We start from the raw sequence: 24,444 nt of genomic DNA, 5'->3' as shown, positions 1-24,444 counted from the left end.
GTGCCGGAGCATACCCGGAGGCTGACAGCCTCCGGAGCGCCCGGTTCGCCGCATCAACTTTCGCGCATCGAACGGCGGGTGACGTTGATGACCGGATCGAGCAGGTAGTCGAGCATGCCGCGCTCGCGGGTGCGCAGGAAGGCTTCGACCGGCATGCCCGGCTCCACCCGTTCGACCGGCTTGCGATCGAGCTGCACGTGCACGACGTAATAGGGCATGCCACGAGCGGAATCGACCAGCCGGTCGGCCGACACGTAGATGACCCGGCCAGGCATGAGCGGCGTGGTGCGCGCGTTGTAGGCCGACAGCCGCACTTCGGCCGGCTGGCCGGCATGCACCTCTTCCACGTCCTGCGGCGACACGCGCACCTCGACGATGAGGGCGCCGGCTTCCGGCACGATGTCCACGATGGGTTCGCCCGGCCTGACCACACCGCCGACCGTATGCACCTGCAGATTCACCGCGCGGCCGGCCACCGGCGCCACCACCTCCTTGCGCCGCTGGCTGTCCTGCGCCGGGCGCAGGCGCGCCTGCAGGTCGAGCAGCTTGCGGCCGGACAGCTGGGCTTCGTCGGTGGCGCGCTGCACGAATTCGGCGCGCACCTGGGTGCGGCGCAGGCGGAAGTCGCCGATGTTCTGGCGCGTGCGTGACAGCATGGCCTGATGCTCGGCCATGTCGGCTTCGCGCACCGCGAGGTTGCTGCGCAGTTCGAGCAGCCGGGTGTGCTGGATGAATTTCTGCTCGGCCAGCTTTTCCGACGCCTGCAGCTGTTCGCGCAGCGCGGCCACCGCGCGCTGGTCGGCCTCGACCTGGCGCTGTACCTCGCCCGCTTCGCGCTCGGCTTCGCCGGCCTGGGCTTCGAGCAGCGACAGCTGTTCGCGCAGATTGTTGCGGCGGGTCTGGAACAGCCGCTGTTCGCCCTCGATCAGGCTGCTGTAGCGCGGCGATGCTGCCTGCGCGGTGAGATCCTGCGGCAGCGCGAGTGCGGGCAGTTCGCGCTTTTCCGATTCCAGCCGCGCCAGCGTCAGGCGCTCGGCCACGATTTCGTTCTGCAGCGCATCGACCGAGGCATCGACCCGGGCGTCGCCCAGCACCAGCAGCACCTGACCGGCCTGCACCACGTCGCCGTCGGCCACCTTCAGTTCGGCCACGATGCCGCCTTCGAGGTGCTGGACGGTCTTGCGCTCGCCCGACACCCTCACCTCGCCGGCCGCCACCACCGCCCCGGACACCGGCGCCAGTTCGGCCCAGGCCAGCATGGCGGCCAGCGTGCCGGCGATCACCCACAGCCCGGCGCGCACCACGCGCTCACGCGCCAGGCCCGGCAGACCCGCATCAAGCTCGCTGGCCATGGCCGCCTCCTCCGATCTGGGCCGTCCGCTCGCCCACCGCGGCGACCTTGGGGCCGCGGGCGAAGCGGGCGGCGATGTCGGCGTAGTCGCCGAACTGTTCGACCACGCCCTCGCGCAGCACCAGCAGCTTGTCCATGCCCTGCAGCATGCGCGGCCGGTGTGCGACCACCACCACGGTGAGGCCGCGCTCGCGCAGCCGCGCCAGCATGTCGACCAGCGCGTCCTCGCCTTCGGCGTCGAGGTTGGCGTTCGGTTCGTCCAGCAGCACCAGCGCCGGCTGGCCGTACAGCGCGCGGGCGATGCCCACCCGGGCGCGCTGGCCGGCGGACAGCTGTGCGCCGCCCTCGCCCACCTCGGTGTCGTAGCCCTGCGGCAGACGCAGGATGAGATCGTGCGCGCCGCACAGCTGGGCGGCGGCGATCACCGCGTCGGCGTCCGGCTGCGGCTGCATGCGCGCGATGTTCTCGGCCACCGTGCCCGGGAACAGCTCGACGTTCTGCGGCAGGTAGCCGATGGCGGCACCCAGCGTGTCGGCCGGATAGTCCTGCAGCCGCGCGCCGTCGAGCCGGACCGCGCCGCCGGCCGGTGTCCAGATGCCGGCCAGCAGCCGCAGCAGCGCGGTCTTGCCGGCCCCGCTGGGGCCGATCACCGCCATCTGCTGGCCGGGCAGCAGCGCGAAATTCACGCCGCGCAGCAGCACGCGCGGACCGGCGGTCATGGACAGCGCCTCGACCTCCAGCCGGCCGGTCGGCCGGGGCAGCGGATGCGGCTCGCGCACCTGATCGCTGCCGTCGAGCAGCGCGGACAGGCGGTCCACCGCCTCGATGAATTCGAACAGCCCGCGCCAGCTCGACACGATGGCTTCGACCGGCGCCAGCGCGCGCGCCAGCACCAGGGTGCCGGCCATCATGACGCCGGAGCCGAGGTCGCCGGTCACCACCAGCCAGGCGCCGCAGCCCAGCATGAGCACCTGCAGGTACTGCCGCACGAAACGGGTAAGGCCGGTCCAGGGCGCGCCGGCCGCCTGCGAAGCAGCTGCGGTGCGCAGCACCTGGTCGTTCAGCGCGCTCCAGCGGCGGCCGAGGTCGGCCGACATGCCCATGGCGCGCACCGCGTCGGCATTGCGCACCGAGGCATCCATGAACTGCGACGACGCGCGGCCGGCCCGCGCAGACACCTCGTTGTAGTGGCGGGTGACCCGGCTGTTGAGCCAGGCGCAGGCCAGCAGCACCAGCGCGCCGGCGGTGGCCAGCACGCCCAGCAGCGGGTGGAACACGAAGATGAGCAGCAGGAAAAGCGGTGCCCAGGGCGCATCGAACAGCGCGATGACGCCGGGGCCGGTGAGGAAGCCGCGCACCGTGGCGACGTCGCGGATGCACTGGGTCTGCGCCGCGTGGCCGGGCGAACCGGCCACCGCGAACAGCCGGGTCACCACCTGCGGACCGAGCGCGCGGTCCAGCCCGAAGGCGCAGGACATGAGCAGGCGCGCCCGCACCTGGTCGAGCAGGGTCATGCCGACCAGCGCGATGGTGGTGACCAGCGTGAGCATGACCAGTGTCGGCACGCTGTGGCTCGCAAACACGCGGTCGAACACCTCCAGCGTGTAGAAGGGCAGCGCCAGCACGAGCACGTTCAGCACCAGACTGAACACGGCGGCCCAGAACAGGTGACGGCGGCAGGCCTGAATGAAGGCGTTCATGCGGTGATCTCGGGCATGTCGCGTAAGGCGGACCGGCAGGCGCCGCCGCTCGGGTATCCAGGGGGCTGCCATCTTCGCACTGCTTGCCTGCCTTGCATTAAGCAATCCGTCCCGAAGCCGGTGCAAAAGCGGGGCAAGGACGATGCATGCGGACTCATCAACGGGCTCAGAACGCGATCGACAGCGAAAAATGCGGCCGCCACTGGCGTTCGCGTTCGCCGTAGGCCAGATCGAAGGCGATCGGGCCGGCCGGCGAGCGCCAGCGCACGCCGGCGCCGACGCCGTAGGCCGGATTGAAATCCTTGCGGCTGTCAGCGGCGTCGCCGGCATCGATGAAAAAGGCGGCGCCCCACTGGTCCCAGCCCCAGTGCACGTATTCGACGCTGGCCACGCCGAGCGCCCGGCCGCCGACGATGGCGCTGCCCTGACGCACGCCGAGCGACAGATAGTCGTAGCCGCGCACCGTGGTCGAACCGCCGGTGCGGAACAGGAAGTCCTGCGGCAGTGCGTCGGTCTGGCCGCCGGTCAGGCCGGCTTCGCCGCGCAGGATGAGCTGGTCGCGCCGGCCGACCGGAATGAACCACTGCGCCTTCAGATAGCCGCGCAGGAAGTTGGCGTCGGACAGCACGCCCTTGAGGCCGCCGCCGACCTGGGCGTTGAGCACCCAGCCGTCGCGCGGATTGAACAGGTCGTCCACCCGCCGCCAGGTCCAGGAGGTGTTGGCGGCCAGCGACTGCTGGGTGCTCTGCACCAGTCCGTCGATCTCGCGCTGCTCGCGCTGCAGCGACAGCGAGTGGCGGATTTCGATGTCGCCGCGCAGCCGCGCGCGCACCACGCCGACGCCGACGCGCTTGGTGATCAGGTCCTGGATGTCGGCGTTCTCGGCCAGTACGCCGAAGCTGTCGCGGTAGCCATCCTCGTGCGGCGGCAGCATCACGTCGGCGAAGGCGATCTGGCGCAGCTGTTCCAGGCGCACTGCGCTGTTCAGCAGCCAGGACTGGCCGAACAGATTGTTGTCGGACCAGCCGACCTCGCCGCGATAGCCGGTGTTGCTGCTCAGACCGGCGCCGAAGGACAGCCGGCGCGACGGCGCTTCGGTCACCGCCACCCGCACCGGCGTGGCGGCGGCGCGCGCCGGGTCCGGGTCGGCGAGGATCTGCACCGAGCTGAAATAGGGCGAGGCCAGCAGCGCACGCTCGAAGGCCAGCACCGCTTCGGTCGAATACGGATCGCCGGCCTTGATCGTCGAATAGCGCTTCACCAGGTCGAGGTCGTGCAGCGCCAGCCCAGTGGCTTCGATGTCGCCGAAACGAAAGGCCGGGCCGCTGTCCAGCGCCACCGTCAGGTCGGCGCGGGCGCTGTCCGGATCGATGTCGGCCCGGCTGTCGGCGATCACGCCGGCGGCGTAGTCGCGTGCGGTCAGCTCTTCCAGCAGCGCCTGCTTGGCGGCGGACCAGTCGGCCTGACGGAAGGGCTCGCCGGCCGGCAGCCGCCAAGCGGCGCGCAGCGCCTCGCGCCGTTCGGCCTGTTCGCGTCGCTCGCCCGCCAGTTCGCCGCTGAATTCGATATTCACCGCGGCGATGGTGGTGCGCACGCCCGGCTCGATGCGCAGCGTGGGCGGGCTGCCGACGATGTCGAACTGCGGGCTGAACCAGCCTTCGGTCGCCAGCAGATCGGTGATTTCGCGGCGTACCCGGCGCAGTGTGCGCCGCTCGGCGCGCTCGTCGTCCAGCGGCTCGCGCAGCTGCAGCGAACGGGCATGCCGTTCCAGCATTTCAAGCACCGGACCGGGCAGGCCCGGTGCCTCGATCACCAGCCGGCCGTGATCGACCGCCAGCGGCGCCTCCGGCAGCGGCAGATCGCTGCTGTCGGCCGCCTCGGGGGCGTCTTCAGCGTCGACGGCGTCCTGGCCGAGCGCCGGCATTCCGGCGCCCAGCAGCAGGCATGCAAGCAGGAGAGAAAGCAGCGTCGGGCGCAATCAGCCCGCGCTCAGCAGCTCGACCTCGAACACCAGCGTGGCGTTGGGCGGGATGACGCCGCCGGCGCCGCGACGGCCGTAACCGAGGTGGGCAGGAATGGTGAGCTTGCGCACGCCGCCTTCCTTCATGCCGGCCACACCTTCGTCCCAGCCGCGGATGACCTGACCGGCACCGAGGTGGAAGCTGAAGGGCTGCTTGCGGTCCTTGCTCGAATCGAACTTGCGACCATCGGTCAGCCAGCCGGTGTAGTGCACGGTGACGCGCTGGCCCGGCTGCGCTTCCTTGCCGGTGCCCGGAGTCAGCTCCTCGATCACCAGTTCGCCTTCGTTGCGCACCACGGCCAGCAGTTCGACCTCGAACACCAGCGTGGCATTCGGCGGAATGACACCGCCGGCACCGCGCTCGCCATAACCCAGCTGCGGCGGAATGGTGAGCTTGCGCACGCCGCCTTCCTTCATGCCGGCCACGCCTTCGTCCCAGCCGCGGATCACCTGACCGGCGCCGAGCTGGAAGCTGAAGGGGTCGTTGCGGTCCTTGCTCGAATCGAACTTGCGGCCGTCGGTCAGCCAGCCGGTGTAATGCACGCTGACTTCCTGGCCCGCGGCCGCTTCATGGCCGGTGCCCGGGGTGGTGTCTTCGTAGACGAGGCCGCTTTCGGTGGTGATGGCAGTCATGGTGGGGGCCTGAGTGTGTGAAAAGCCGGCAGTTTACCCAGCGAACAGCGATCTGGACGGTCCTGTAGGACAAACAGCGCGCCGGACCGCCGGAAAGCAGGCGCGGCCACGGGCATTTTCCACGCGCGGCTGCGGTGCGCCTGCGCTCGCGGGGTGGCGTGGGCACAGTACATTCCGATGCGCCGGACAGGGCCGATGGCGCCGACTGCGCGTCGCGGCGCGGGGCGCGCCGGCAGGTCATGTCGTCAGGATAGCCGGGGGCATCCCTGAAGGCCCTCGGCAATGAGACAGATGACTCGCAGTGCAGCATGCAGGCGGGACGCAAACCTTGTATCTTGCGACGCGTTTTCCCGTCCCATAAACCGTGCCGGAATCTTCGCTAATGCTCTCCCAGGAAGCCCTCCAGGACTGGCGCAGCCTCGCGCTGCGCGTGGAAGAAGAAGTGCGCCGCGCCGTCGTCGGTCAGGACGACACGCTGCGCCTGATCAACGTCGCGCTGTTCGCCCGCGGCCACGTGCTGCTCGAAGGCGATGTCGGCGTCGGCAAGACCACGGTGCTGCGCGCCTTCGCGCGCGCCATCGGCGGTGACTTCGAGCGCGTCGAAGGCACGGTGGACCTGATGCCGAATGACCTCGTCTATCACACCTATGTGGACAGCGAGGGCAAGCCGCGCATCGAACCGGGCCCGCTGCTGCGCCACGGCGAACGGCTCACCACCTTCTTCTTCAACGAAATCAACCGCGCCCGGCCGCAGGTGCAGTCGCTGCTGCTGCGCGCGATGGCCGAACGCACGCTGTCCGCCTTCAACCGCGAATACAGCTTCCCGCACATGACGGTGTTCGCCGACCGCAACCGGGTGGAGAAGGAAGAAACCTTCGAACTCGCCTCGGCCGCGCGCGACCGCTTCATGTTCGAACTGCGCATGCTGACCCCCGCGGACGACGACACCCGGCGCGCGCTGGTGTTCGACCCGCGCTTCCACGACACCGACGCGCTGATCGACACCGTGACGCCGGGCGTGGTGGATTGGATGCAGATGAACACCATCGGCGCCGGCATCCAGCGCGCGGTCAGCGCCTCGGACGCGCTGCAGCGCTACGCGATGGACATCTGGGCTGCCACCAGCAATCCGGTGAAGTACGGCCTGCAGATCGAGGGCGTGGACATGTCGCGCCTCATTCTGGCCGGCGCCAGCCCGCGCGGCATGGGCATGCTGATGCGCGCCGCGCGCGTGGTGGCCTGGTTCGGCGGCCGCGACTACCTGACGCCGGAAGACATCCGCGCGGTGCTGCCCTCGACCCTGGTGCATCGCGTGTTCTTCACGCCGGTCTACGAACTGCGCCGCGCCGAACTGGCCGACGCGCTGATCGAACAGATGCTGGAGCGGGTCGCCACGCCCTGAACACGGCTGCCGCCATGAGTTTCCAGCGCGATTTCCATTACCGCATCCCGATGCGGGTCGGCGGGCAGCGCCCGGGTGCCCACCGCAGCACCACGACCGGCAGCGGCCAGGAATTCATCGCCCACCAGACGCTGTTCGACCGGCCGGACCCGCGCCGGCTGGACCTGCGCGCCAGCATCCGCGACCCTGAGGGCCGCTGGCTGGTGCGGGTGAACAGGCAGCGCGCCGGCATTCCGGTCTATCTGGTGGCTGACGTGTCGGCCTCCATGGCTTTCGGTTCTTCCGAAACCAAGCTGGCGCGGCTGGCGCAGTTCGCGCTGTCGCTTGGCGATTCGGTGTTCCGCACCGGCGACGCACTCGGCATGCTGGGCTACGACAGCAGGGAGCGCACCGACCTCATGCTCGCCCCCATGCATTCACGGGGCGCCGGCGTCATGATGTCCGAGGCGCTCGGCCGCGTCCGCGCCGACCAGGGATCGACTGACGGCGTTCTGGAAGCCTGTGCCCGCATCGCCGGCAAGCAGGCGCTGGTGTTCCTCGCCTCCGACTTCCACGCACCGCTGGCCCAGACTGCGGCCGCGCTCGACCTGCTGTCCCACGCCTACGTCGTACCCATGGTGATCTGGGACGAAGCCGAACCGCGCGCACCCGACGGCGAAGGCCTGCTGGCGCTGCGCGACATCGAGACCGGCCGCCGGCGCGGGCTGTGGCTGCGGCCGCAGATCCGCCGCCGCTGGGAGGACGCGTTCGCGCAACGGCGCGAAGCGCTGGACAAGATGTTTTCGGCGCGTGGCACCCGCCCCTTCTACATGACCGGCCGCTTCGATGCCGACGCGCTGTCACGCTATTTTTTCGAGGCTGTCTGACATGAAACCGCTGCCCGCACTCCGGCTTCTGGGCACGCTGCTGGCGCTGACCTGCACGCTGCCGGCCGGCGCCCAGGACACCAAACCGGCCGACGCCACCGCTGCGCCGGAGGCACCGCCCAAGCCCACCGGCGCGGTGATTCCGCCCACCATGGACCTCAGCCGCCCTGCAGGGTCGACCGACGAGGCCGCACCGGCCGAAGCCCCCGCCGCCCAGGCACCGGCCGCCCAGGATGCGCCGGTCGCACCGGCGGCCCCGGTGCTGGCGGCCATCACGCCCGAGGTGGAGGCGCCCCGCCCCTTCGGCTACGTGATCGGTGACATGGTGGTGCAGCGCATCGCGCTGGACCATGACGGCGCGCGGATCGAGCCGGCCAAGCTGCCACCGCTAGAGCGTGCCGACAACTGGTTCGAGCGGCGTGACGCCCGCATCGAACAGGACGCCGCCGGCCGCCGCTGGCTGGTGATCGACTACCAGATCATCAATGTGCCGGACGAGCTGCGCGCGCTCGAACTGCCAGCGCTCGACCTTGAACTGACCGACGGCAAGCGCCGGCTGCAGACCACACCGCTGCCGATCACGGTCGCGCCGCTCACGCCGGAAGTGGTGCTGGCACGCGCCGGGCTGGAAGCGATGCGCCCCGATCTGCCGGCGCCCCACATCGACCCCGCGCCCTTCGAACGCGGCCTGCACGCGGCGCTGAGCGCCGGCGCGGCGCTGGTCGGTCTGTGGCTGCTGATGGCGCTGCTGCGGCAGGTGGCCGCCCGCCGCCGCCTGCCGTTCTCGCGCGCCCAGCGCGAACTCGGCCGCCTGGACAGCGGCTCGCCCGACAGCTGGCGGCGGCTGCATCGCGCACTCGATGACACCGCCGGCCAGGTGGTGCGTGACGGCAACCTGGATGTACTGCTGGCGCGCGCACCCTGGCTCACGCCGCTCGAGGCCGACCTGCGCCGCTTCTTCGAGGCCTCGCAGGCCCGCTTCTTCGCCGACCGGCCTGCCGGCGACGTGGATCCGCGCACGCTGTGCGCCCGCGCCGCGAAACTGGAACGCCGGGCGCTTGCATGAAAAAGGCCCCCACGCTCACTGCGTTCGCTCGGGAGGGGTGGCTTTGCACAGCCACCCCGTTCAGCCGGCGCAGCGCATGCGCTGCGAAACCCCGGCTTCACCCCCACCAAGCGGGCTGCACTCGCCCTTGGGACGGCCCGGCGGAGGTCGCGACGTGAACGGGTTCACTCTGAATCTGTGGCCGGGCGCGCTGGAGCTGGGCGCGCCGGGGTGGCTGCTGCTGCTGCCGCTGGCACTGCTGCCGCTGTGGCCGCGCCGGCGCAATGCGCTGGACTACGCCTGCCTGGACTGGCTGCCGTCCGATCCGCTGGGCAATGCGCTGCTGCGCGCCGGCCGCATCGCGGCGGCGCTGGCCATCGCGGCCGCGGTGTTCGGGCTGGCCGGGCTGGCACAGCCGGTGACCGAGGTGCAGCGCACCGGCCGCGGTGCGGAAATCGTGATCGCGCTCGACCGCAGCCGCAGCATGGACGAGGCGCTGCTGCCCAAGGGCCGCCAGCCGTCGATCGATACCACGGCCGAAGCCAAGGGCAAGGTGGCGCGGCGCCTGCTCGCCGATTTCGCCGAACGGCGGCCGGACGACCGCTATTCGCTGCTGCTGTTCAGTTCGGCGCCGATGCCGGTGGTGCCGTTCACCCAGCACGGCGACGTGGTGCAGGCCGGCATCCAGGCAGGCGGCATCGGCCGTGGCCTGTCGGAAACCGACATCGGCCGTGCGCTGCTGGCCGGCGCGGAACAGTTCGACCGCCGGGCCTACTCCGGCAGCCGCATCCTGCTGCTGGTGTCGGACGGCGGCGCGCAGATCGACGAGGCGATGCGCGACAAGATACGCCGCGCGCTGCAGCGCAACCGCATCGCGGTGTACTGGATCTTCATCCGCTCGGCGCTCAGCCCCGGACTCAAGGCGGATGCGGGCGACGGCAACATTCCGGAAGTGGCGCTGAACCAGTTCCTGAAGTCGGCCGGCGTGCCCTACCAGGCTTTCGAGGCGGAAGACCCGGAGGCGGTGAAGGAAGCGGTGGCCGAGGTGGATCGCCAGCAGAACCTGCCGCTGGACTATGTGGAACAGATTCCCCGCCGGGACTTTTCCGGCTGGTGTTACGCGCTGGCCCTGCTTGCGGGCGCGGCGGCGCTGGCCTGTCGCCTGATTACGCGGCCGGCCTGGAAGGAGGAAGTGCAGTCATGAGGATGCGCAGTCTGTCGTCGCTGATCGCGGCGGGCATTGCAGTCAGCATTGCGGTCGCCGGCTGGGAGGGCTACCGGCTGTCCAGCGCCCGCGATTTCAACCGCCTGGTCGACAGCGGTGTCGATGCGGCGGCCACCCAGGGCAGCCCGGAAGCGGAATTCGCGCGCGCGCTGTCGCTCGCGGCGCACAACGACTACGAGGGCGCGGTGCGCGCCTACAAGGAACTGTCGCGCAATACCGACGGCCCGCTGCTGCAGGCGGTGCTGTACAACCTCGGCAACCTGCATCTGCGCGAGGCGCTGCAGTTCGGGCCGGAAAGCATCGGCAAGTCGCTGCCGCTGGCCGAACTGTCCAAGACCAGCTATCGCGAGCTGCTGCGCCTGAATCCGCAGCACTGGGACGCCAAGTACAACCTTGAACGGGCGCTGCGGCTGGCGCCCGAACGGGAGGCGTCGGACGAGGAGGCACCGCCGCTGCCGCAGAACAGCGAACGGGCGGTGACCACGATGAAGGCCTTCACGCTGGGTCTGCCATGATCGCGACCACGCGCCAGCTGCTGGCCCGTGCGCGCAGCCCGCAGACGCGCCCGCTGGCCATCGCGGCCGGGCTGTTCGCGCTGGCGGCGGTGCTGCCGCCGCTGCCGCTGCCCGGCCGCAGCTACACCCACATGATCGTGCTCGACATCACCCAAAGCATGAACACGCTGGACTATGAACTGGACGGCAAGCCGGTCGACCGGCTGACCTACGCCAAGCACAGCCTCGGGCAGGCGCTGCGCAGCCTGCCCTGCGGCTCCAGCGTCGGCTGGGGCGTGTTTTCGGAATACCGGCTGCTGGCGCTGATGACGCCGGTCGAGGTGTGCGGCAATTACCACGAGCTGCTGGCCACGCTGTCCAACATTGATGGCCAGATGTCGTGGGCCGGCGCCAGCGAGGTGTCGAAAGGGCTGTTCTCGTCCATTCGCGCGCTGAAGGACCTCGACCAGAAGCCGTCGCTCATCTTCGTGACCGACGGCCACGAAGCGCCGCCGCTGCACCCCAAGCTGCGCCCGTCCTTCGACGGCGAGCCGGGGGTGGTGAAAGGCCTCATCGTCGGTACCGGCGGCCCGACGCTGAGCCCGATTCCGAAGTTCGACCCGGACGGACGGCCGCTGGGCTTCTGGCGGGCGGACGAGGTGGCGCAGATCGACACCGCGACGCAGGGCCGCGCCGGTTCGGCCGGCAACGGCGAAGCCATGGTCGATGAGAACGGCAACCGGGTGGCTCAGGTCCAGAGCGCAGGCACCGAACACCTGTCCAGCCTCAAATCGACCCATCTGCGCGACCTCGCGTCGCAGACCGGCATGAGCTACCTCACGCTGGCCGACACCGAGGCGCTGGCCAAGGCCATGACTCATCCGGATTTCGCCCGGACCCAGTCGGTACCGACCCGGGTAAGCTGGCTGCCTGCGCTGCTGGGCGTGCTCTCCCTCGCCTGGGCCTTCCGGCCCGACCGCCGGCCGGCGTCGATAGACCGTCTGCGCAGCCTGTTCTCCCGCCCCCGCACAGCGCGCTGAACCCGCACGCCGCACCTCCCCCAGGGATGGTGCGGCGCAGCGAACACCCTCCTTTCCGCACGACCCACCTCTCGCCCGGCCCGATCAGGGAAGCCCTCCCGAAACCGCCGGGATTGCCACCCGACTGCGGGGCATCACGGCGTCAGACCGAGGGATTCCGTCCCGACGTTGCATTTTGCGATGTATAAAACCCATAACCCGCTCGAATGAAGCCACTTATGGACAGCGGGCTGCTGGCTCCGTTGCACTGCGACACGGACCCGTCCTACAAGCACAGAGGAGAATGCACATGTCGATGAAGAGAAACACCCTTCCGCTGTGGCTCGCCGCGCTCGCACTGCCGGGCGCCGCAATGGCCAACGCCGATCTGGCGAAACTGATCAAGGATCCGAAGAACTGGGCCATGCAGGCCGGCAACTTCGAGAACCAGCGTTACAGCACGCTGAACCAGATCAACAAGTCGAACGTGAAGAACATGAAGGTGGCGTGGACCTTCTCGACCGGCGTGCTGCGCGGTCACGAAGGCGGCCCGCTGGTGATCGGCGGCATGCTGTTCGTGCATACGCCCTTCCCCAACAAGGTGTTCGCGATCGACCTGGAAACCCAGAAGATCGTCTGGAAGTACGAGCCCAAGCAGGACCCCACCGTGATTCCGGTCATGTGCTGCGACACCGTGAACCGCGGCCTGGCCTACGCCGAGGGCAAGATCCTGCTGCAGCAGGCCGATACCGTGCTGGTCGCGCTGGACGCCAAGACCGGCAAGAAGCTGTGGGACGTGAAGAACGGCGATCCGAAGATCGGCGAAACCAATACCCAGGCGCCGCACGTGTTCAAGGACAAGGTGATCACCGGGATTTCCGGCGGCGAGTTCGGCGTGCGCGGTCGGGTGACCGCCTATGACCTGAACACCGGCAAGATGGTGTGGAAGGGCTACTCGACCGGCCCCGACGCTGAAATGCTGATGGATCCGGAAAAGACCATGACCTGGACCAACGGCAAGATGGCGCCGGTGGGCAAGGATTCGTCGCTGAAGACCTGGCAGGGCGACCAGTGGAAGATCGGCGGCGGTTCAACCTGGGGCTGGTACTCGTACGACCCGCAGGAAAACCTGATGTATTACGGCACCGGCAACCCCTCGACCTGGAACCCGTCGCAGCGTCCGGGCGACAACAAGTGGTCCATGACCCTGTGGGCGCGTGACGTCGATACCGGCAAGGTGCGCTGGGTCTACCAGATGACTCCGCACGACGAGTGGGATTTCGACGGCGTGAACGAAGTCATCCTTGCCGACATCGACGTCAAGGGCAAGAAGCGCAAGGTTGCGGTGCACTTCGACCGTAACGGCTTCGCCTACACGCTGGACCGCGTGACCGGCGAACTGCTGGTGGCCGAGAAATTCGACCCCAAGGTGAACTGGGCGACCCACGTCGACATGAACACCGGCCGTCCGCAAGTCGTGGCCAAGTACTCGACCCGCCAGAACGGCGAGGACGTGAACACCAAGGGCATCTGCCCGGCGGCGCTTGGCTCCAAGGACCAGCAGCCGGCGTCATTCAACCCGAAGAACGGCCTGTTCTACGTGCCGACCAACCATGTCTGCATGGACTACGAGCCGTTCCGTGTCGAGTACACCGCCGGCCAGCCCTACGTCGGCGCCACCCTGTCGATGTTCCCGGCCCCGGGCAGCCACGGCGGCATGGGCAACTTCATCACCTGGGACGCCGGCAAGGGCAAGATCGTCCAGTCCAAGCCGGAGAAGTTCTCGGTGTGGTCGGGCACGCTGGTCACCGCCGGCGGCATCGCCTGCTACGGCACGCTCGAGGGCTACCTCAAGTGCGTCGACGCTGACGACATCAAGAAGGAACTGTTCAAGTTCAAGACCCCGTCCGGCATCATCGGCAACGTGACCACCTGGGAATTCAAGGGCAAGCAGTACATCGGGATCCTCTCGGGCATCGGGGGCTGGGCCGGTATCGGTCTGGCAGCCGGCCTCGAAAAATCCACCGACGGTCTGGGTGCCGTGGGCGGCTACGCCGAACTGGCCAACTACACCGAACTCGGTGGCGTGATGACGGTGTTCGCGCTGCCGTAAGCGACCGACTCCACCCGCAGCATAACCGCCCCGCCCCCGGGGCGGCATCCGCGGCGCCCGGGCCCTCCGGAGCGCCGTTTTTTTTCGTCCGGACTGCCTCATTTTTAAGCAGCGCCGAGTGTTCCGTTCCGGAACGCCCGGGTGGTACACCCTGCCCGCCAGCGCGTTGCGCGCTGCAACATCTGGCGATTTCATCCATGTTGCAGCGCGCCACAACCACCCCCTCCAGCAGCACCGGAAAGCCGACGGAAAAACAGAGAGCGGAAAATCAAAAATCCGTCAAGTTTAAAATTTTAAGAAGTTGAAGGGAAAACTTCCCGCTGTTCAAAAATCGTGTGCTATATCTTCATTACCTCGACGCCCGGGGGCACTTATGGGCGTCGTAGGGCAACAGCGGCCGGAGCCTACGACATGGGGTGTCCGGTCACATTTTGGTAGCAATGAGGAGGAGCCTATGTCTAGCAAGATGAAACAACTGCCCCTGTGGGTCGCCGCCCTGGCCATCCCGGGTACTGCACTGGCCAACGCCGACGTCGCCAAGCTGATCAAAGACCCGAAAAACTGGGCAATGCAAGCTGGTAACTTCGAAAACCAGCGCTACAGCAACCTGAACCAGATCAATAAGAGCAACGTTAAGAACATGAAGGTGGCCTGGACCTTCTCGACCGGCGTTCTGCGCGGTCACGAAGGCGGCCCGCTGGTGATCGGTGACACCCTGTTCGTGCACTCGCCCTTCCCCAACAAGGTTTTCGCAATCGACCTGGAAACCCAGAAGATCAAGTGGAAGTACGAGCCGAAGCAGGATCCGTCCGTGATCCCGGTGATGTGCTGCGACACGGTTAACCGTGGTCTGGCCTACGCCGAAGGCAAGGTGTTCCTGCAGCAGGCAGACACCACCCTGGTTGCACTGGATGCCAAGACCGGCAAGAAGCTGTGGGACGTCAAGAACGGCGACCCGAAGGTCGGCGGCACCAACACGAACGCGCCGCACATCTTCAAGGATAAGGTCATCACCGGCATCTCCGGCGGTGAATTCGGTATCCGCGGCTACGTGGCTGCCTACGACATCAACACCGGCAAGCAAGTGTGGAAGGGCTACTCGACGGGCCCCGACGCCGAAATGCTGATGGATCCGGAAAAGACGATGACCTGGACCAACGGCAAGATGGCGCCGGTGGGCAAGGATTCGTCGCTGAAGACCTGGCAGGGCGACCAATGGAAGATCGGTGGCGGCACGACCTGGGGCTGGTACTCGTACGATCCGCAAGAGAACCTGATGTACTACGGTTCGGGCAACCCCTCGACCTGGAACCCGTCGCAGCGTCCGGGCGACAACAAGTGGTCCATGACCCTGTGGGCGCGTGACGTCGATACCGGCAAGGCTCGCTGGGTCTACCAGATGACCCCGCACGACGAGTGGGACTTTGACGGCATCAACGAAGTCATCCTGGCCGACGTCGATGTCAAGGGCAAGAAGCGCAAGGTTGCGGTGCACTTCGACCGCAACGGCTTCGCCTACACGATGGACCGCGTGAGCGGCGAGCTGCTGGTGGCCGAGAAGTACGATCCGAAGGTGAACTGGGCGACCCACGTCGACATGAACACCGGCCGTCCGCAAGTCGTGGCCAAGTACTCGACCCGTCAGAACGGTGAAGACGTGAACACCAAGGGCGTGTGCCCGGCAGCGCTGGGTACCAAGGACCAGCAGCCGGCTGCGTTCAGCCCGAAGAACGGCCTGTTCTACGTGCCGACCAACCACGTCTGCATGGACTACGAGCCGTTCCGCGTTGAGTACACCGCTGGCCAGCCGTACGTCGGCGCCACCCTGTCGATGTTCCCGGCCCCGGGCAGCCACGGCGGCATGGGCAACTTCATCACCTGGGACGCTGGCAAGGGCAAGATCGTCCAGTCCAAGCCGGAGAAGTTCTCGGTGTGGTCGGGCGCCCTGGTCACCGCCGGTGGCATCGCCTGCTACGGCACGCTCGAGGGCTACCTCAAGTGCGTCGATGCTGACGACATCAACAAGGAACTGTTCAAGTTCAAGACCCCGTCCGGCATCATCGGCAACGTGAACACCTGGGAACACAAGGGCAAGCAGTACATCGGCGTGCTGTCGGGTATTGGTGGCTGGGCCGGTATCGGTCTGGCAGCCGGTCTCGAAAAGCCGACCGACGGTCTGGGTGCCGTGGGTGGTTACGCCGAACTGGCCAACTACACCGAACTCGGTGGCGTGATGACGGTGTTCGCACTGCCGTAATCGGCGAGCGAACGAGAAGGGCGCCTGCAGCGCCCTTCCGCAGCACACTGAACGGGCACTTCGCGGCAACGCAGGTGCCCGTTTTTTCATCCTCCCGCGCGCCGCCGGGAAAGCGACACTTTCACGATTTTCTCAAAACAAAATCCCTGTTCGCGGTGTCAGACTGTCGGCTCGGGATTCAGCCTGCGTGCGCTTCCCGCTACAACAACATGAGCCCTGCCACCCGAGGAGAAACCCCACGATGAAGCTTCGACTGTCCGCCGCCGTTCTCGGCCTCGCCGCCACTTTCGGCCTTCCGTCGGCCTACGCCCAGGAAAGCGTGACCGGCGACGACAAGGTGCTGCGTGTCTGCGCCGATCCGAACAACCTGCCGCTCTCGAACGAAAAGGGTGAGGGCTACGAGAACAAGATCGCCGAACTGCTGGCCAAGGATCTCGGCTACAAGCTCGAATACGCCTTCTTCCCGCACCGCATGGGCTTCGTGCGGATGACGCTGAAGGCCAAGCACCCGGAAATTCCGGGCAAGTTCCGCTGCGATCTCATCGTCGGCGTACCGGTGGGTTTCGACCTGGGCGCGACGATCAAGCCCTACTACCGCTCCACTTATGCGATGGTGTTCAGACAGGGCCGCGGCTTCGACAGCGTGAAAACCCCGGACGACCTGCTGAAGCTGCCGCCGGAAAAGCTTTCCAAGGTGCGCTTCGGCGTGTTCCAGCAGACCCCGCCGGTCGACTGGCTGCTGCGCAACAAGCTGTTCGATCAGGCCATTTCCTATCAGCGTCAGTCCGGTGACCCGGGCGCCTATCCGGGCGAGATCGTCGAGAAGGACCTGGTCAGCGACAAGCTGGACATCGCCATGGCCTGGGGCCCGATCGCCGGCTATTTCAGCAAGAACTCGGGCGCCAAGGATCTGGTGACCGTCGCCTTCCCGCCGGAGAACGACATCAAGTTCGACTACGCGATCACGATGGCGGTCCGCTTCGGAGAAAAGGACTGGAAGAACAAGATCGAAGAGACGGTTCAGCGCAACCTGCCGGCCATCCAGGGCATCCTGAAGTCCTACGGTGTGCCACTGGTCGATGAATCGCAGGCCAGCCATACCGCTGCCGACCGCTGAGGACTGGCCGGTGCGCCTGCCCGCTCCCCTGCTCGGCACCCTGCTCGTCTGCGCGCTGCCGTTTCCGGCACGCGCGCTCGACGAACGCGACATCGCCGCGCTGATCAGCCTGCGCCCCAGCGTGCTCAAGGTCGAGGCCTCGGACGCCCGCGGCAATGTCGGCGTAGGCACCGGCGTGGCGGTGGCGCCCGGCGTCATCGCCACCGCCTGTCATGTGACCGCCCACGCCACCACGCTGCGCGTGGTGTCCAACGGCGAGCGGATGCAGGTGAGCAACCAGCGCGCGGAGGTCGCGCGTGACCTGTGCCTGCTGGACGTGCCCGGCGCTTCGCAGGTGCCGCCGGTGCCTCTGCGCGATACGCCGCTGAAGCCGGGCGAGGAGCTGGTGGCGCTGGGCTACATCCTCGGCGCGGCACCGAGAGTGAGCAACGGCACGGTGCTGCGGCTGCACGACTACGATGGCGGCAAGGTGATACAGAGCACCACGCCGTTCACGTCGGGCGCCAGCGGCGGCGGCATGTTCGATCGCGAGGGCCGTCTGGTCGGACTGATGACCTTCAAGTTCCGGGCGGGGACCGACAACCAGTTCTCGGTTCCGGTCGCCTGGATCAGCGAAGCGCTGCGCCTGCCGACCGGACCGGAGGTAGCGCCACTGAGCGGGCGCGCCTTCTGGGATGCGCCGGAGGCCGGCCTGCCGCCCTTCCTGCAGACGCTGAGGATGGAGGCGGAACGGCGCTGGTCGGACCTCGAAGCACTCGCTCGGCAGTGGATCGCCGGCAATCCGGACAGCGCATCGGCCTGGCATGCACTCGGGCGGGCCCAGGCCGCGGGCGGCCGCGGCAGTGAGGCACTGCAGTCGTTCGCGCGCGCGGACGCGCTCGAACACGGCAATCCGGTCTTTCTGAGCGATCTCGCGCTGGCGCACTACCGCCAGCACGATGATCAGGGCTACGCCCGTACCCGGGCCGAACTCGAACGCATCGCCCCGTCCGCGCTGTCCACGCTGGATGCACGTGCCGGCGCCTGCACACCCGATATTCCCCAACCCTGCTGAATTCAACAACGGGCACAGACCCGGCATCACGAGAGGAGTCGTCATGAAGTTCCGCACCACCCTGCCCGCCCTGCTGTGCGCACTGCTGTTCCACGCCGGCATGGCCCAGGCCGAACCGAGCCAGGAAATCACCGAAGCCGAAAAGCAGCTGTTCATGAATGACCAGCTGTCCAGCCTGAAGGCGCCCACCACGCTGAGCTACTCGTTCAAGCGCACCGGCACGCAGGAAGTGCCGTTCCAGGACACGGTGGAAGTGCGCATCAGCGAGGACAAGGGCACCCGCAAGGTGAGCACCAGCTGTCTGAGCGGTACCCGCAAGACCGAAATCCCGGAAATCGACTCGGCCCAGAGCAACCCGGCGCTGATGTGCTTCCTCGAGCGCGACATCCGTGAAATGGAGCGCCTGACCGGCGGCAAGTCCAACTACTTCCGCAAGCGCATCCGTCTGGCGCTGTCCGAAGGCCCGAAGGGCACGCCGATCAAGGTGAGCTTCAACGGCAAGACCGTAGACGCGAAGGAATACCGGATCACGCCCTACACCGATGATCCGAACAAGCAGAAATTCCCGAAGTATCTGGGCAAGACCTACATCTTCGTGCTGTCTGACGCGGTACCCGGCGGCCTGTACCGGGTCGACACCGTGGTGCCTGACAGCGGCAAGGACGGCAAGTCCGCGCTGATCGACGAGGACATGGTGCTGGCCAGCGTGTCGGCCAAGAACTGAAGCCCGCACGGGCCGGCGGTCCGCGGCGACGCGGACCGCTTCACTCCCGCCGCAGCACGCCCTCCCGCAGCAGCCCGGCGAATACGTCGGCGGGCTGCGGCCGGGAATACAGATAGCCCTGCATCAGGCCGCAGCGCCGGCTGCGCAGGAAGTCGCGCTGCGCCAGGGTTTCCACCCCCTCCGCCACCACGCCCAGACCAAGCGCGTGTGCCAGCGCGAGAATGGCTTCGACGATGGACGCACCGCTGGCATCGTCCGGCAGGTCGCGCACGAAGCTGCGGTCGATCTTGAGCAGGTCGATCGGAAACTGCTTCAGCGTGGACAGCGACGAATAGCCGGTGCCGAAATCGTCGATCGACAGCATCAGCCCCAGCGACTTCAGCGCGCCCAGCGTGGCCATGGCCTGTTCCGGCTCCTGCATGACCGCGCTTTCGGTCAGTTCCACGTGCAGATAGCGTGACGGCAGGCCGGTACTTTCCAGCGCATAGGCGATCGACGTAAGCAGCGAATCGGAGCGGAAATTGTGGGCCGAAAGATTCACCGCGACCGGCACCACCGGCAGGCCCTCGGCCAGCCATACCGCCATCTGGCGGCAGGCTTCCATCACCACCCACTCGCCGAGCGGCACGATGAGGCCGGTTTCCTCGGCCACCGGAATGAACTGCACCGGCGACACCATGCCGCGCAGCGGATGTTCCCAGCGCAGCAGGGCTTCGGCCGACACGATGCGGCCGGTGGCTGCGTCGACCTGCGGCTGGTAGTGCAGCACGAACTGCGACTGCTCGACCGCACGCACCAGGTCCTGCTCCAGCGACAGCCGCTCGACCGCCTGCAGCTGCATCGTTTCGGTGAAGAATTCGTAGGTGTTGCGACCGCGCTGCTTGGCGGCGTACATGGCCATGTCGGCGTGGCGCAGCAGCGTTTCCGGGTCTTCGCCATTGTCCGGGAACACCGCGATGCCGATCGAGGCCGTAACCGCCAGCTCGATGTGCGCCACCTGCAGCGGCGCGCTCAGTTCCTCGCAGATGCGGGCGGCCACTCGGGCGGCATCGTCGACCCGGGCCAGATCGGTCAGCAGCACGGTGAATTCGTCGCCGCCGAGCCGCGCCACCACCTCTTCCGCCGACTGGTCTTCGCGCGCGACGATGTCGGCGGTACGGATGGAGCCGACGATGCGGGTCGCCACTTCGCGCAGGATCTGGTCGCCCAGCGTGTGACCGAAGCTGTCATTGATGCGCTTGAGCCGGTCCAGATCGAGATAGAGCAGCGCGCAGCGCGAGCCGATGCGCTGCGAGCGTGCCAGCGTGTGGTCCAGCATTTCGCGGAACATCTGGCGGTTGGCCAGCCCGGTCAGGCTGTCGTGATAGGCCAGGAAGCGGATGCGCCGCTCCGCCTGTTCGCGCTCGGTCACGTCCTGGGTCACGCCTTCGATGCGCACCACCCGGCCGAACTCGTCGCGCTCGGGCACCGCGTGTTCGTGCAGCGACACGATGATGCCGTCAGCCCGCTGCACCCGGAAACTCATCTGGTAGGGCTCACCCTGGCGGGCACGCTCCATCGCCTCGCGCAGATGCTGGCGGTCCGGGCTGAGCACCCGGGCCAGCAGGCCGAAGGGCTCGGTATGCAGAGCGGCCGGCACATCGCCCCACAGCTGCAGGCAGATCGGGCTGCGCTCGCAGCGGTCCTCATCGACATGCCATATCCAGCCGCCCAGCCGCGCCACACGCTGGGCCACCGCCAACCGGCGCTCGGAAGACTGCAGCTCGCTCATCGTGCGGGCCGCCCGCAGCGCGTACCGGATGCGATAGACCAGCAGCGTCCAGTTCAGCGGCTTGGTCACGAAATCGGTCGCGCCCATCGCGTACGCGCTGTCGATGGAGCCGGTGTCGTCCATGCCGGTCAGCATGATGATGGGCAGCGTGCGGCCGTGCGGGTGGGCGCGCAGGCGTCGGCACACCTCGAAGCCGTCGATGCCGCCCAGGCTCACGTCGAGCAGCACCAGCGAGAACTCGTGCCGCTCGAACAGCTCCAGCGCGCTTTCCCCGTCCGCCGCCTCCATCACCTCGAAACCGGAGGCGATCAGCGCTTCGGCTGCAAGCAGCCGCACCATCACATCGTCATCGACCAGCAATATCACGTGCGTGCTCCCGGAGTCTGCGCGTCGCCGGCCAGCCGGTCGAGCGCGTCGAAAGTGTGCAGCAGAATGCCTTCCAGATCACGCTGCGCCTGTGCATCGAAACGCGCATGTCCTTCGCGGGCGGCCGTTTCGATGCCGCGCGCGCATTCGAAGGCGCGACGCGCGCCGAGCGCGCCGCTCGAGCTCTTGAGCCGGTGCGCGGCTTCGCGCAACGCGTCGGCATCACCGGCGGCCGCGGCCGCCTTCATGCGCTCCAGACTGGCGCCGGCCTCGCGCCGGTAGAGCATGGCCATACGGGTCAGCAGCCTGCTGTCCGGATTGCGCATGCCCGGCACGCTGAACAGCTGCTTTTCGTCGATCAGCGCGACATCGGCCGACGGCGCCGGCTGCACCGGCGACGGACCGGCCGACCGCCGCGCGCACTGTTCGATCACCCGCGCCAGTTCGCGCAAGGGAATGGGCTTGGGCAGGTAGTCGTCCATGCCGGCCGCGAGACAGCGCTCACGGTCGCCGCTGAGCGCATTGGCGGTCAGCGCGACGATGGGCACCGGCGGCCGCGACAGCTCGTGCTCCAGCGCGCGGATGCGCCGGCTGGCCTCGAAACCGTCCATCACCGGCATCTGGCAGTCCATCAGCACCAGATCGAACGGTTCGCGTGACACCGCACCCAGTGCGATCAGTCCGTTCTCCGCCGCATGCACGCGGCAGCCCAGTTCGGTCAGCATGTCGAGCGCGATTTCGCGATTCACCGGATGGTCCTCGACCAGCAGCACCTTGATCGACGGCTTCGCCGGCGCCTCGATGCGCGTCAGCGCGCTTGCCGGCCCCGGCCTGCGCGCATCGCCCAGCAGCAGTGCGAGCTCGCCGCGCAGCACCGGCTTGCGGATGACCGGCAGCGAAATCCGCGCCAGATCGGGGTCCGCACTGCCCTGCATGCAGATCAGCCGCGGCGGACTGCCGAAGCGCTCGGCCAGCATGCGCGCCAGTTCGACCGCACCGGCATCGGCCAGCTGCTGCGCGCACAGCACGGTGTCGAAAGGCAGGCCGCACAGCTCGCCGCGCATCAGCGCCATCATCGCCTCGGCCGCGGTCTCGCAGTGCAGGCACTCGATGCCGCCATCCGTCAGCAGGGTGAGCAGGTTCTGCGCGCTGCGCAGCGACGGATCGACCACCAGCGCGCGCTGCGTGCCGCCGGCCTGCAGGCCGGGCGCCACGGTGCCCGCGCGGTCGAACGGCAGGCTGAAATGGAAGTGCGAGCCGTAGCCCGGCACGCTGCTGAAGTCCAGCGTGCCGCCCTGGGCGGTAATCAGTTCGCGGGTTATGGCCAGGCCCAGGCCGGTGCCGCCGAAACGCCGGGTGGTCGAACTGTCGGCCTGGGCAAAGGCGTCGAACACCCGGGCGGCGGCATCGGCGGAAATGCCGGAACCCGTGTCGACGACCGCAGCCTCCAGCCACACCTGCGCCGGTGCACCGTCGACGGCGACGGCCTGTACGTCGACCAGCACTTCGCCGGCGGCGGTGAACTTGAGCGCGTTCGACACCAGATTGATCAGCACCTGCCGCAGCCGGTGCGGGTCGCCGACCAGCCCGTGCGGCAGTGAGGGCGCAATACGCAGCGACAGCTCGATGCCCTTGCTGCGGGCCGGGTCCGCGAACAGCAGCACCACGTCCTCGAACACCTGCTGCGGCTCGAACACGACGCGCTCGAACTGCAGCTTGCCGGCCTCGATCTTGGAGAAATCGAGCACATCGTTGATCACCCGCAGCAGCGATTCGGCCGAGCCGCTGATGGCGTCCAGATAGCGGCGCTGGCGCTCGTCCAGCGGCGTGCGTTCGAGCAGGCCGGCCATGCCGATCACACCGTTCATCGGCGTGCGGATCTCATGGCTCATATTGGCCAGGAAGCGGCTTTTCGCCTGGTTGGCCGATTCCGCCTGTTCCTTCGCCTCGCGCAGTTCGCGGGTACGAGCCTCGACCTCGCTTTCCAGCCGGTCACGGTGCGCGCGCAGTTCGCCGTCGCGCAGCGCGATCTCGCGCAGCATTTCGTTGAAACGGTCGGTGAGCTGGCCGATTTCGTCATTGCCCGGCCGCGGTACGGTCACGTCATAGCGCCGTTCATCGATCACCGCGCGCGCCGATTCGATCAGCGCCTGCACCGGATCGGTGATGCGCCGCTGCAGCCGGGTGGACAGCCGGTAGGCCAGCGCGAATGAGAGCGCGGTAAACAGCGCATTGAGCAGCAGGATGAAAGCGGTGCGCTGCCACAGAGGAAGCAGATCGGCCTGCAGCACGATGATGCCGGAACGCTGGCCCTCCTCCACCAGCGGACGGGCCAGCAGCAGGTCGGAAGACCAGGGCGCGCCGATCACCGACAGGCCGCCCGGCCCGCCGACGTCAGCGGGCGGCAGCGCCGGCGCATCGTCCGGGTGCGCGGCAAAGGGCGAGCCGTCGCTGAGCAGGATCCAGGCGCGCACCACGGCCGGCACGCTGGACACCGCTGCCAGCGTGGCGCGGGCCGAATCCGGATCACTGAACGCGAGCGCGGAGGCGCTGTTGGCACCGATGATGCGGGCGATCGCATCGAGCTGATCGATCAGCCGCTCGCGTTCGTTGTACAGGCCGTTCAGCGAATACACCGCGAAATTCAGCGCCAGCGCCGCCGCCAGGCAGAGCAGCAGGATGCGCTGCAGCTTGATGCGCAGCGGCAGGTCGACCAGTTCGCCCAGAAAGCGCTCGACCCGCTTCATCGTGTCCGCCCGCCCAGATTGCGCGCCAGTTTCAGCAGCTGCGAACTGGCGCGCAGCCCGGCCCGCTGCAGCGCAGGCTGGTTGATGTCGAACTGCAGCCGGTCACCGCTGCGCACCAGCCCTATCATGCCGCCTTCATCGATGAAACCTTCGCCGTCGCCCACCGTCAGCACGCCCTGGGCCGGCAGCTGCCTGAGCCAGGCGGCGCTCCGCCGCACCGCGGACTCGGCCACCACCACCAGATGACAGCCGGCTGCCCCGGCAGGCGTGGCGAGGCGCTGCACCTGGAAGCTGCGTCCCGCCACCATGCGGCCGTCGAACTGCGACAGCGCAGCGGCCAGACCGTCGCCGCTCGCCACGCAGGCGACCAGCGGGCCGTTGCCCGACGCGCTTTCCGGCCATTCGACGTACTTGGCGAAATTGAACACGAAGGCCGCCTTCAGCGGGTCCTCCAGCACGTCGCTCTGCGCCTGGATCAGGCCGCACGCGCACAGTGCGCACAGCGCGCACAGCATCCGCAGCAGCGTCATGCGAAATCCG

Annotated in this window: 18 protein-coding genes; 11 read left to right on the top strand and 7 right to left on the bottom strand. The window is 68.0% G+C overall.

What is annotated here, in order from left to right; all coding sequences use genetic code 11:
- Positions 1 to 53: 53 nt before the first annotated feature.
- From METUNV1_RS19065 to METUNV1_RS19050, 4 genes are all read right to left on the bottom strand, one after another.
- The gene (locus METUNV1_RS19065) at positions 54 to 1,352 is read right to left on the bottom strand and encodes an HlyD family type I secretion periplasmic adaptor subunit (RefSeq protein WP_008064637.1); all 1,299 of its coding nucleotides are present in this window, start codon (positions 1,350 to 1,352) and stop codon (positions 54 to 56) included.
- On the bottom strand, positions 1,336 to 3,051 hold the full coding sequence (locus METUNV1_RS19060; protein WP_008064635.1) for a type I secretion system permease/ATPase: 1,716 nt from the start codon (positions 3,049 to 3,051) through the stop codon (positions 1,336 to 1,338). The genes METUNV1_RS19065 and METUNV1_RS19060 overlap by 17 nt, the downstream gene beginning before the upstream one ends.
- Before the next feature lie 166 nt (positions 3,052 to 3,217).
- Positions 3,218 to 5,029 carry an autotransporter assembly complex protein TamA gene (locus METUNV1_RS19055; protein ID WP_043360345.1) on the bottom strand — a complete coding sequence of 604 codons (1,812 nt, stop codon included), beginning with the start codon at positions 5,027 to 5,029 and terminating at the stop codon, positions 3,218 to 3,220.
- Positions 5,030 to 5,704, bottom strand: coding sequence for an FKBP-type peptidyl-prolyl cis-trans isomerase (locus METUNV1_RS19050; protein ID WP_008064630.1), 675 nt, complete (start codon positions 5,702 to 5,704; stop codon positions 5,030 to 5,032).
- A gap of 382 nt (positions 5,705 to 6,086) precedes the next feature.
- On the opposite strand from METUNV1_RS19050, the gene METUNV1_RS19045 reads away from it, so the two are divergent.
- From METUNV1_RS19045 to METUNV1_RS18995, 11 genes are all read left to right on the top strand, one after another.
- A complete protein-coding gene (locus tag METUNV1_RS19045; protein ID WP_008064627.1) occupies positions 6,087 to 7,106 on the top strand; it encodes an AAA family ATPase in 1,020 nt (339 codons plus the stop codon).
- 14 nt (positions 7,107 to 7,120) lie between these two features.
- Complete coding sequence (locus tag METUNV1_RS19040) at positions 7,121 to 7,972, top strand: DUF58 domain-containing protein (protein WP_008064626.1); 852 nt, start codon at positions 7,121 to 7,123, stop codon at positions 7,970 to 7,972.
- Between the two features lies 1 nt (position 7,973).
- Positions 7,974 to 9,038, top strand: a complete 1,065-nt coding sequence (locus tag METUNV1_RS19035) for a hypothetical protein (RefSeq protein WP_008064625.1) — start codon at positions 7,974 to 7,976, stop codon at positions 9,036 to 9,038.
- 154 nt (positions 9,039 to 9,192) lie between these two features.
- Positions 9,193 to 10,221 (top strand): vWA domain-containing protein, encoded by a 1,029-nt coding sequence (locus METUNV1_RS19030; protein WP_008064623.1) that lies wholly within the window; start codon positions 9,193 to 9,195, stop codon positions 10,219 to 10,221.
- A complete protein-coding gene (locus METUNV1_RS19025; protein ID WP_008064621.1) occupies positions 10,218 to 10,757 on the top strand; it encodes a hypothetical protein in 540 nt (179 codons plus the stop codon). Before METUNV1_RS19030 ends, METUNV1_RS19025 begins: the two co-directional genes overlap by 4 nt.
- Positions 10,754 to 11,776: a VWA domain-containing protein gene (locus tag METUNV1_RS19020; protein WP_008064619.1), complete on the top strand. Its 1,023-nt coding sequence runs from the start codon at positions 10,754 to 10,756 to the stop codon at positions 11,774 to 11,776. The genes METUNV1_RS19025 and METUNV1_RS19020 overlap by 4 nt, the downstream gene beginning before the upstream one ends.
- 289 nt (positions 11,777 to 12,065) lie before the next feature.
- Positions 12,066 to 13,868: a methanol/ethanol family PQQ-dependent dehydrogenase gene (locus tag METUNV1_RS19015; RefSeq protein WP_008064618.1), complete on the top strand. Its 1,803-nt coding sequence runs from the start codon at positions 12,066 to 12,068 to the stop codon at positions 13,866 to 13,868.
- 454 nt (positions 13,869 to 14,322) lie between these two features.
- Positions 14,323 to 16,125, top strand: a complete 1,803-nt coding sequence (locus METUNV1_RS19010; RefSeq protein ID WP_008064614.1) for a methanol/ethanol family PQQ-dependent dehydrogenase — start codon at positions 14,323 to 14,325, stop codon at positions 16,123 to 16,125.
- A gap of 241 nt (positions 16,126 to 16,366) precedes the next feature.
- The gene (locus METUNV1_RS19005; RefSeq protein WP_008064611.1) at positions 16,367 to 17,242 is read left to right on the top strand and encodes a quinoprotein dehydrogenase-associated putative ABC transporter substrate-binding protein; all 876 of its coding nucleotides are present in this window, start codon (positions 16,367 to 16,369) and stop codon (positions 17,240 to 17,242) included.
- On the top strand, positions 17,205 to 18,296 hold the full coding sequence (locus tag METUNV1_RS19000) for a trypsin-like peptidase domain-containing protein (protein ID WP_008064609.1): 1,092 nt from the start codon (positions 17,205 to 17,207) through the stop codon (positions 18,294 to 18,296). Before METUNV1_RS19005 ends, METUNV1_RS19000 begins: the two co-directional genes overlap by 38 nt.
- A gap of 43 nt (positions 18,297 to 18,339) precedes the next feature.
- Positions 18,340 to 19,020, top strand: coding sequence for an altered inheritance of mitochondria protein 21 (locus METUNV1_RS18995; protein ID WP_008064608.1), 681 nt, complete (start codon positions 18,340 to 18,342; stop codon positions 19,018 to 19,020).
- 40 nt (positions 19,021 to 19,060) lie between these two features.
- Here METUNV1_RS18995 and METUNV1_RS18990 read toward each other — a convergent pair whose 3' ends face one another.
- From METUNV1_RS18990 to METUNV1_RS18980, 3 genes are read right to left on the bottom strand one after another with little or no spacing between them, the layout of a single operon-like run.
- The gene (locus METUNV1_RS18990; protein ID WP_043360341.1) at positions 19,061 to 21,157 is read right to left on the bottom strand and encodes a putative bifunctional diguanylate cyclase/phosphodiesterase; all 2,097 of its coding nucleotides are present in this window, start codon (positions 21,155 to 21,157) and stop codon (positions 19,061 to 19,063) included.
- Positions 21,154 to 23,904 (bottom strand): response regulator, encoded by a 2,751-nt coding sequence (locus METUNV1_RS18985; RefSeq protein WP_008064604.1) that lies wholly within the window; start codon positions 23,902 to 23,904, stop codon positions 21,154 to 21,156. The genes METUNV1_RS18990 and METUNV1_RS18985 overlap by 4 nt, the downstream gene beginning before the upstream one ends.
- Positions 23,901 to 24,434, bottom strand: a complete 534-nt coding sequence (locus METUNV1_RS18980) for a YfiR family protein (RefSeq protein ID WP_008064602.1) — start codon at positions 24,432 to 24,434, stop codon at positions 23,901 to 23,903. The genes METUNV1_RS18985 and METUNV1_RS18980 overlap by 4 nt, the downstream gene beginning before the upstream one ends.
- Positions 24,435 to 24,444 lie beyond the last annotated feature (10 nt).

The organism is Methyloversatilis universalis FAM5 (assembly GCF_000214035.2).
Classification (GTDB): Bacteria; Pseudomonadota; Gammaproteobacteria; order Burkholderiales; family Rhodocyclaceae; genus Methyloversatilis; species Methyloversatilis universalis.
The sequence above is the reverse complement of the archived record's forward strand: the minus strand, read 5'-3'. Positions and strand labels throughout refer to the sequence as shown.

Coding starts and splice junctions, on each gene's coding strand:
- METUNV1_RS19065 (WP_008064637.1), bottom strand. CDS start 1,352: ATGGCCAGCGAGCTTGATGCGGGTCTGCCGGGCCTGGCGCGTGAGCGC.
- METUNV1_RS19060 (WP_008064635.1), bottom strand. CDS start 3,051: ATGAACGCCTTCATTCAGGCCTGCCGCCGTCACCTGTTCTGGGCCGCC.
- METUNV1_RS19050 (WP_008064630.1), bottom strand. CDS start 5,704: ATGACTGCCATCACCACCGAAAGCGGCCTCGTCTACGAAGACACCACC.
- METUNV1_RS19045 (WP_008064627.1), top strand. CDS start 6,087: ATGCTCTCCCAGGAAGCCCTCCAGGACTGGCGCAGCCTCGCGCTGCGC.
- METUNV1_RS19040 (WP_008064626.1), top strand. CDS start 7,121: ATGAGTTTCCAGCGCGATTTCCATTACCGCATCCCGATGCGGGTCGGC.
- METUNV1_RS19035 (WP_008064625.1), top strand. CDS start 7,974: ATGAAACCGCTGCCCGCACTCCGGCTTCTGGGCACGCTGCTGGCGCTG.
- METUNV1_RS19025 (WP_008064621.1), top strand. CDS start 10,218: ATGAGGATGCGCAGTCTGTCGTCGCTGATCGCGGCGGGCATTGCAGTC.
- METUNV1_RS19020 (WP_008064619.1), top strand. CDS start 10,754: ATGATCGCGACCACGCGCCAGCTGCTGGCCCGTGCGCGCAGCCCGCAG.
- METUNV1_RS19015 (WP_008064618.1), top strand. CDS start 12,066: ATGTCGATGAAGAGAAACACCCTTCCGCTGTGGCTCGCCGCGCTCGCA.
- METUNV1_RS19010 (WP_008064614.1), top strand. CDS start 14,323: ATGTCTAGCAAGATGAAACAACTGCCCCTGTGGGTCGCCGCCCTGGCC.
- METUNV1_RS19005 (WP_008064611.1), top strand. CDS start 16,367: ATGAAGCTTCGACTGTCCGCCGCCGTTCTCGGCCTCGCCGCCACTTTC.
- METUNV1_RS19000 (WP_008064609.1), top strand. CDS start 17,205: ATGAATCGCAGGCCAGCCATACCGCTGCCGACCGCTGAGGACTGGCCG.
- METUNV1_RS18995 (WP_008064608.1), top strand. CDS start 18,340: ATGAAGTTCCGCACCACCCTGCCCGCCCTGCTGTGCGCACTGCTGTTC.
- METUNV1_RS18985 (WP_008064604.1), bottom strand. CDS start 23,904: ATGAAGCGGGTCGAGCGCTTTCTGGGCGAACTGGTCGACCTGCCGCTG.
- METUNV1_RS18980 (WP_008064602.1), bottom strand. CDS start 24,434: ATGACGCTGCTGCGGATGCTGTGCGCGCTGTGCGCACTGTGCGCGTGC.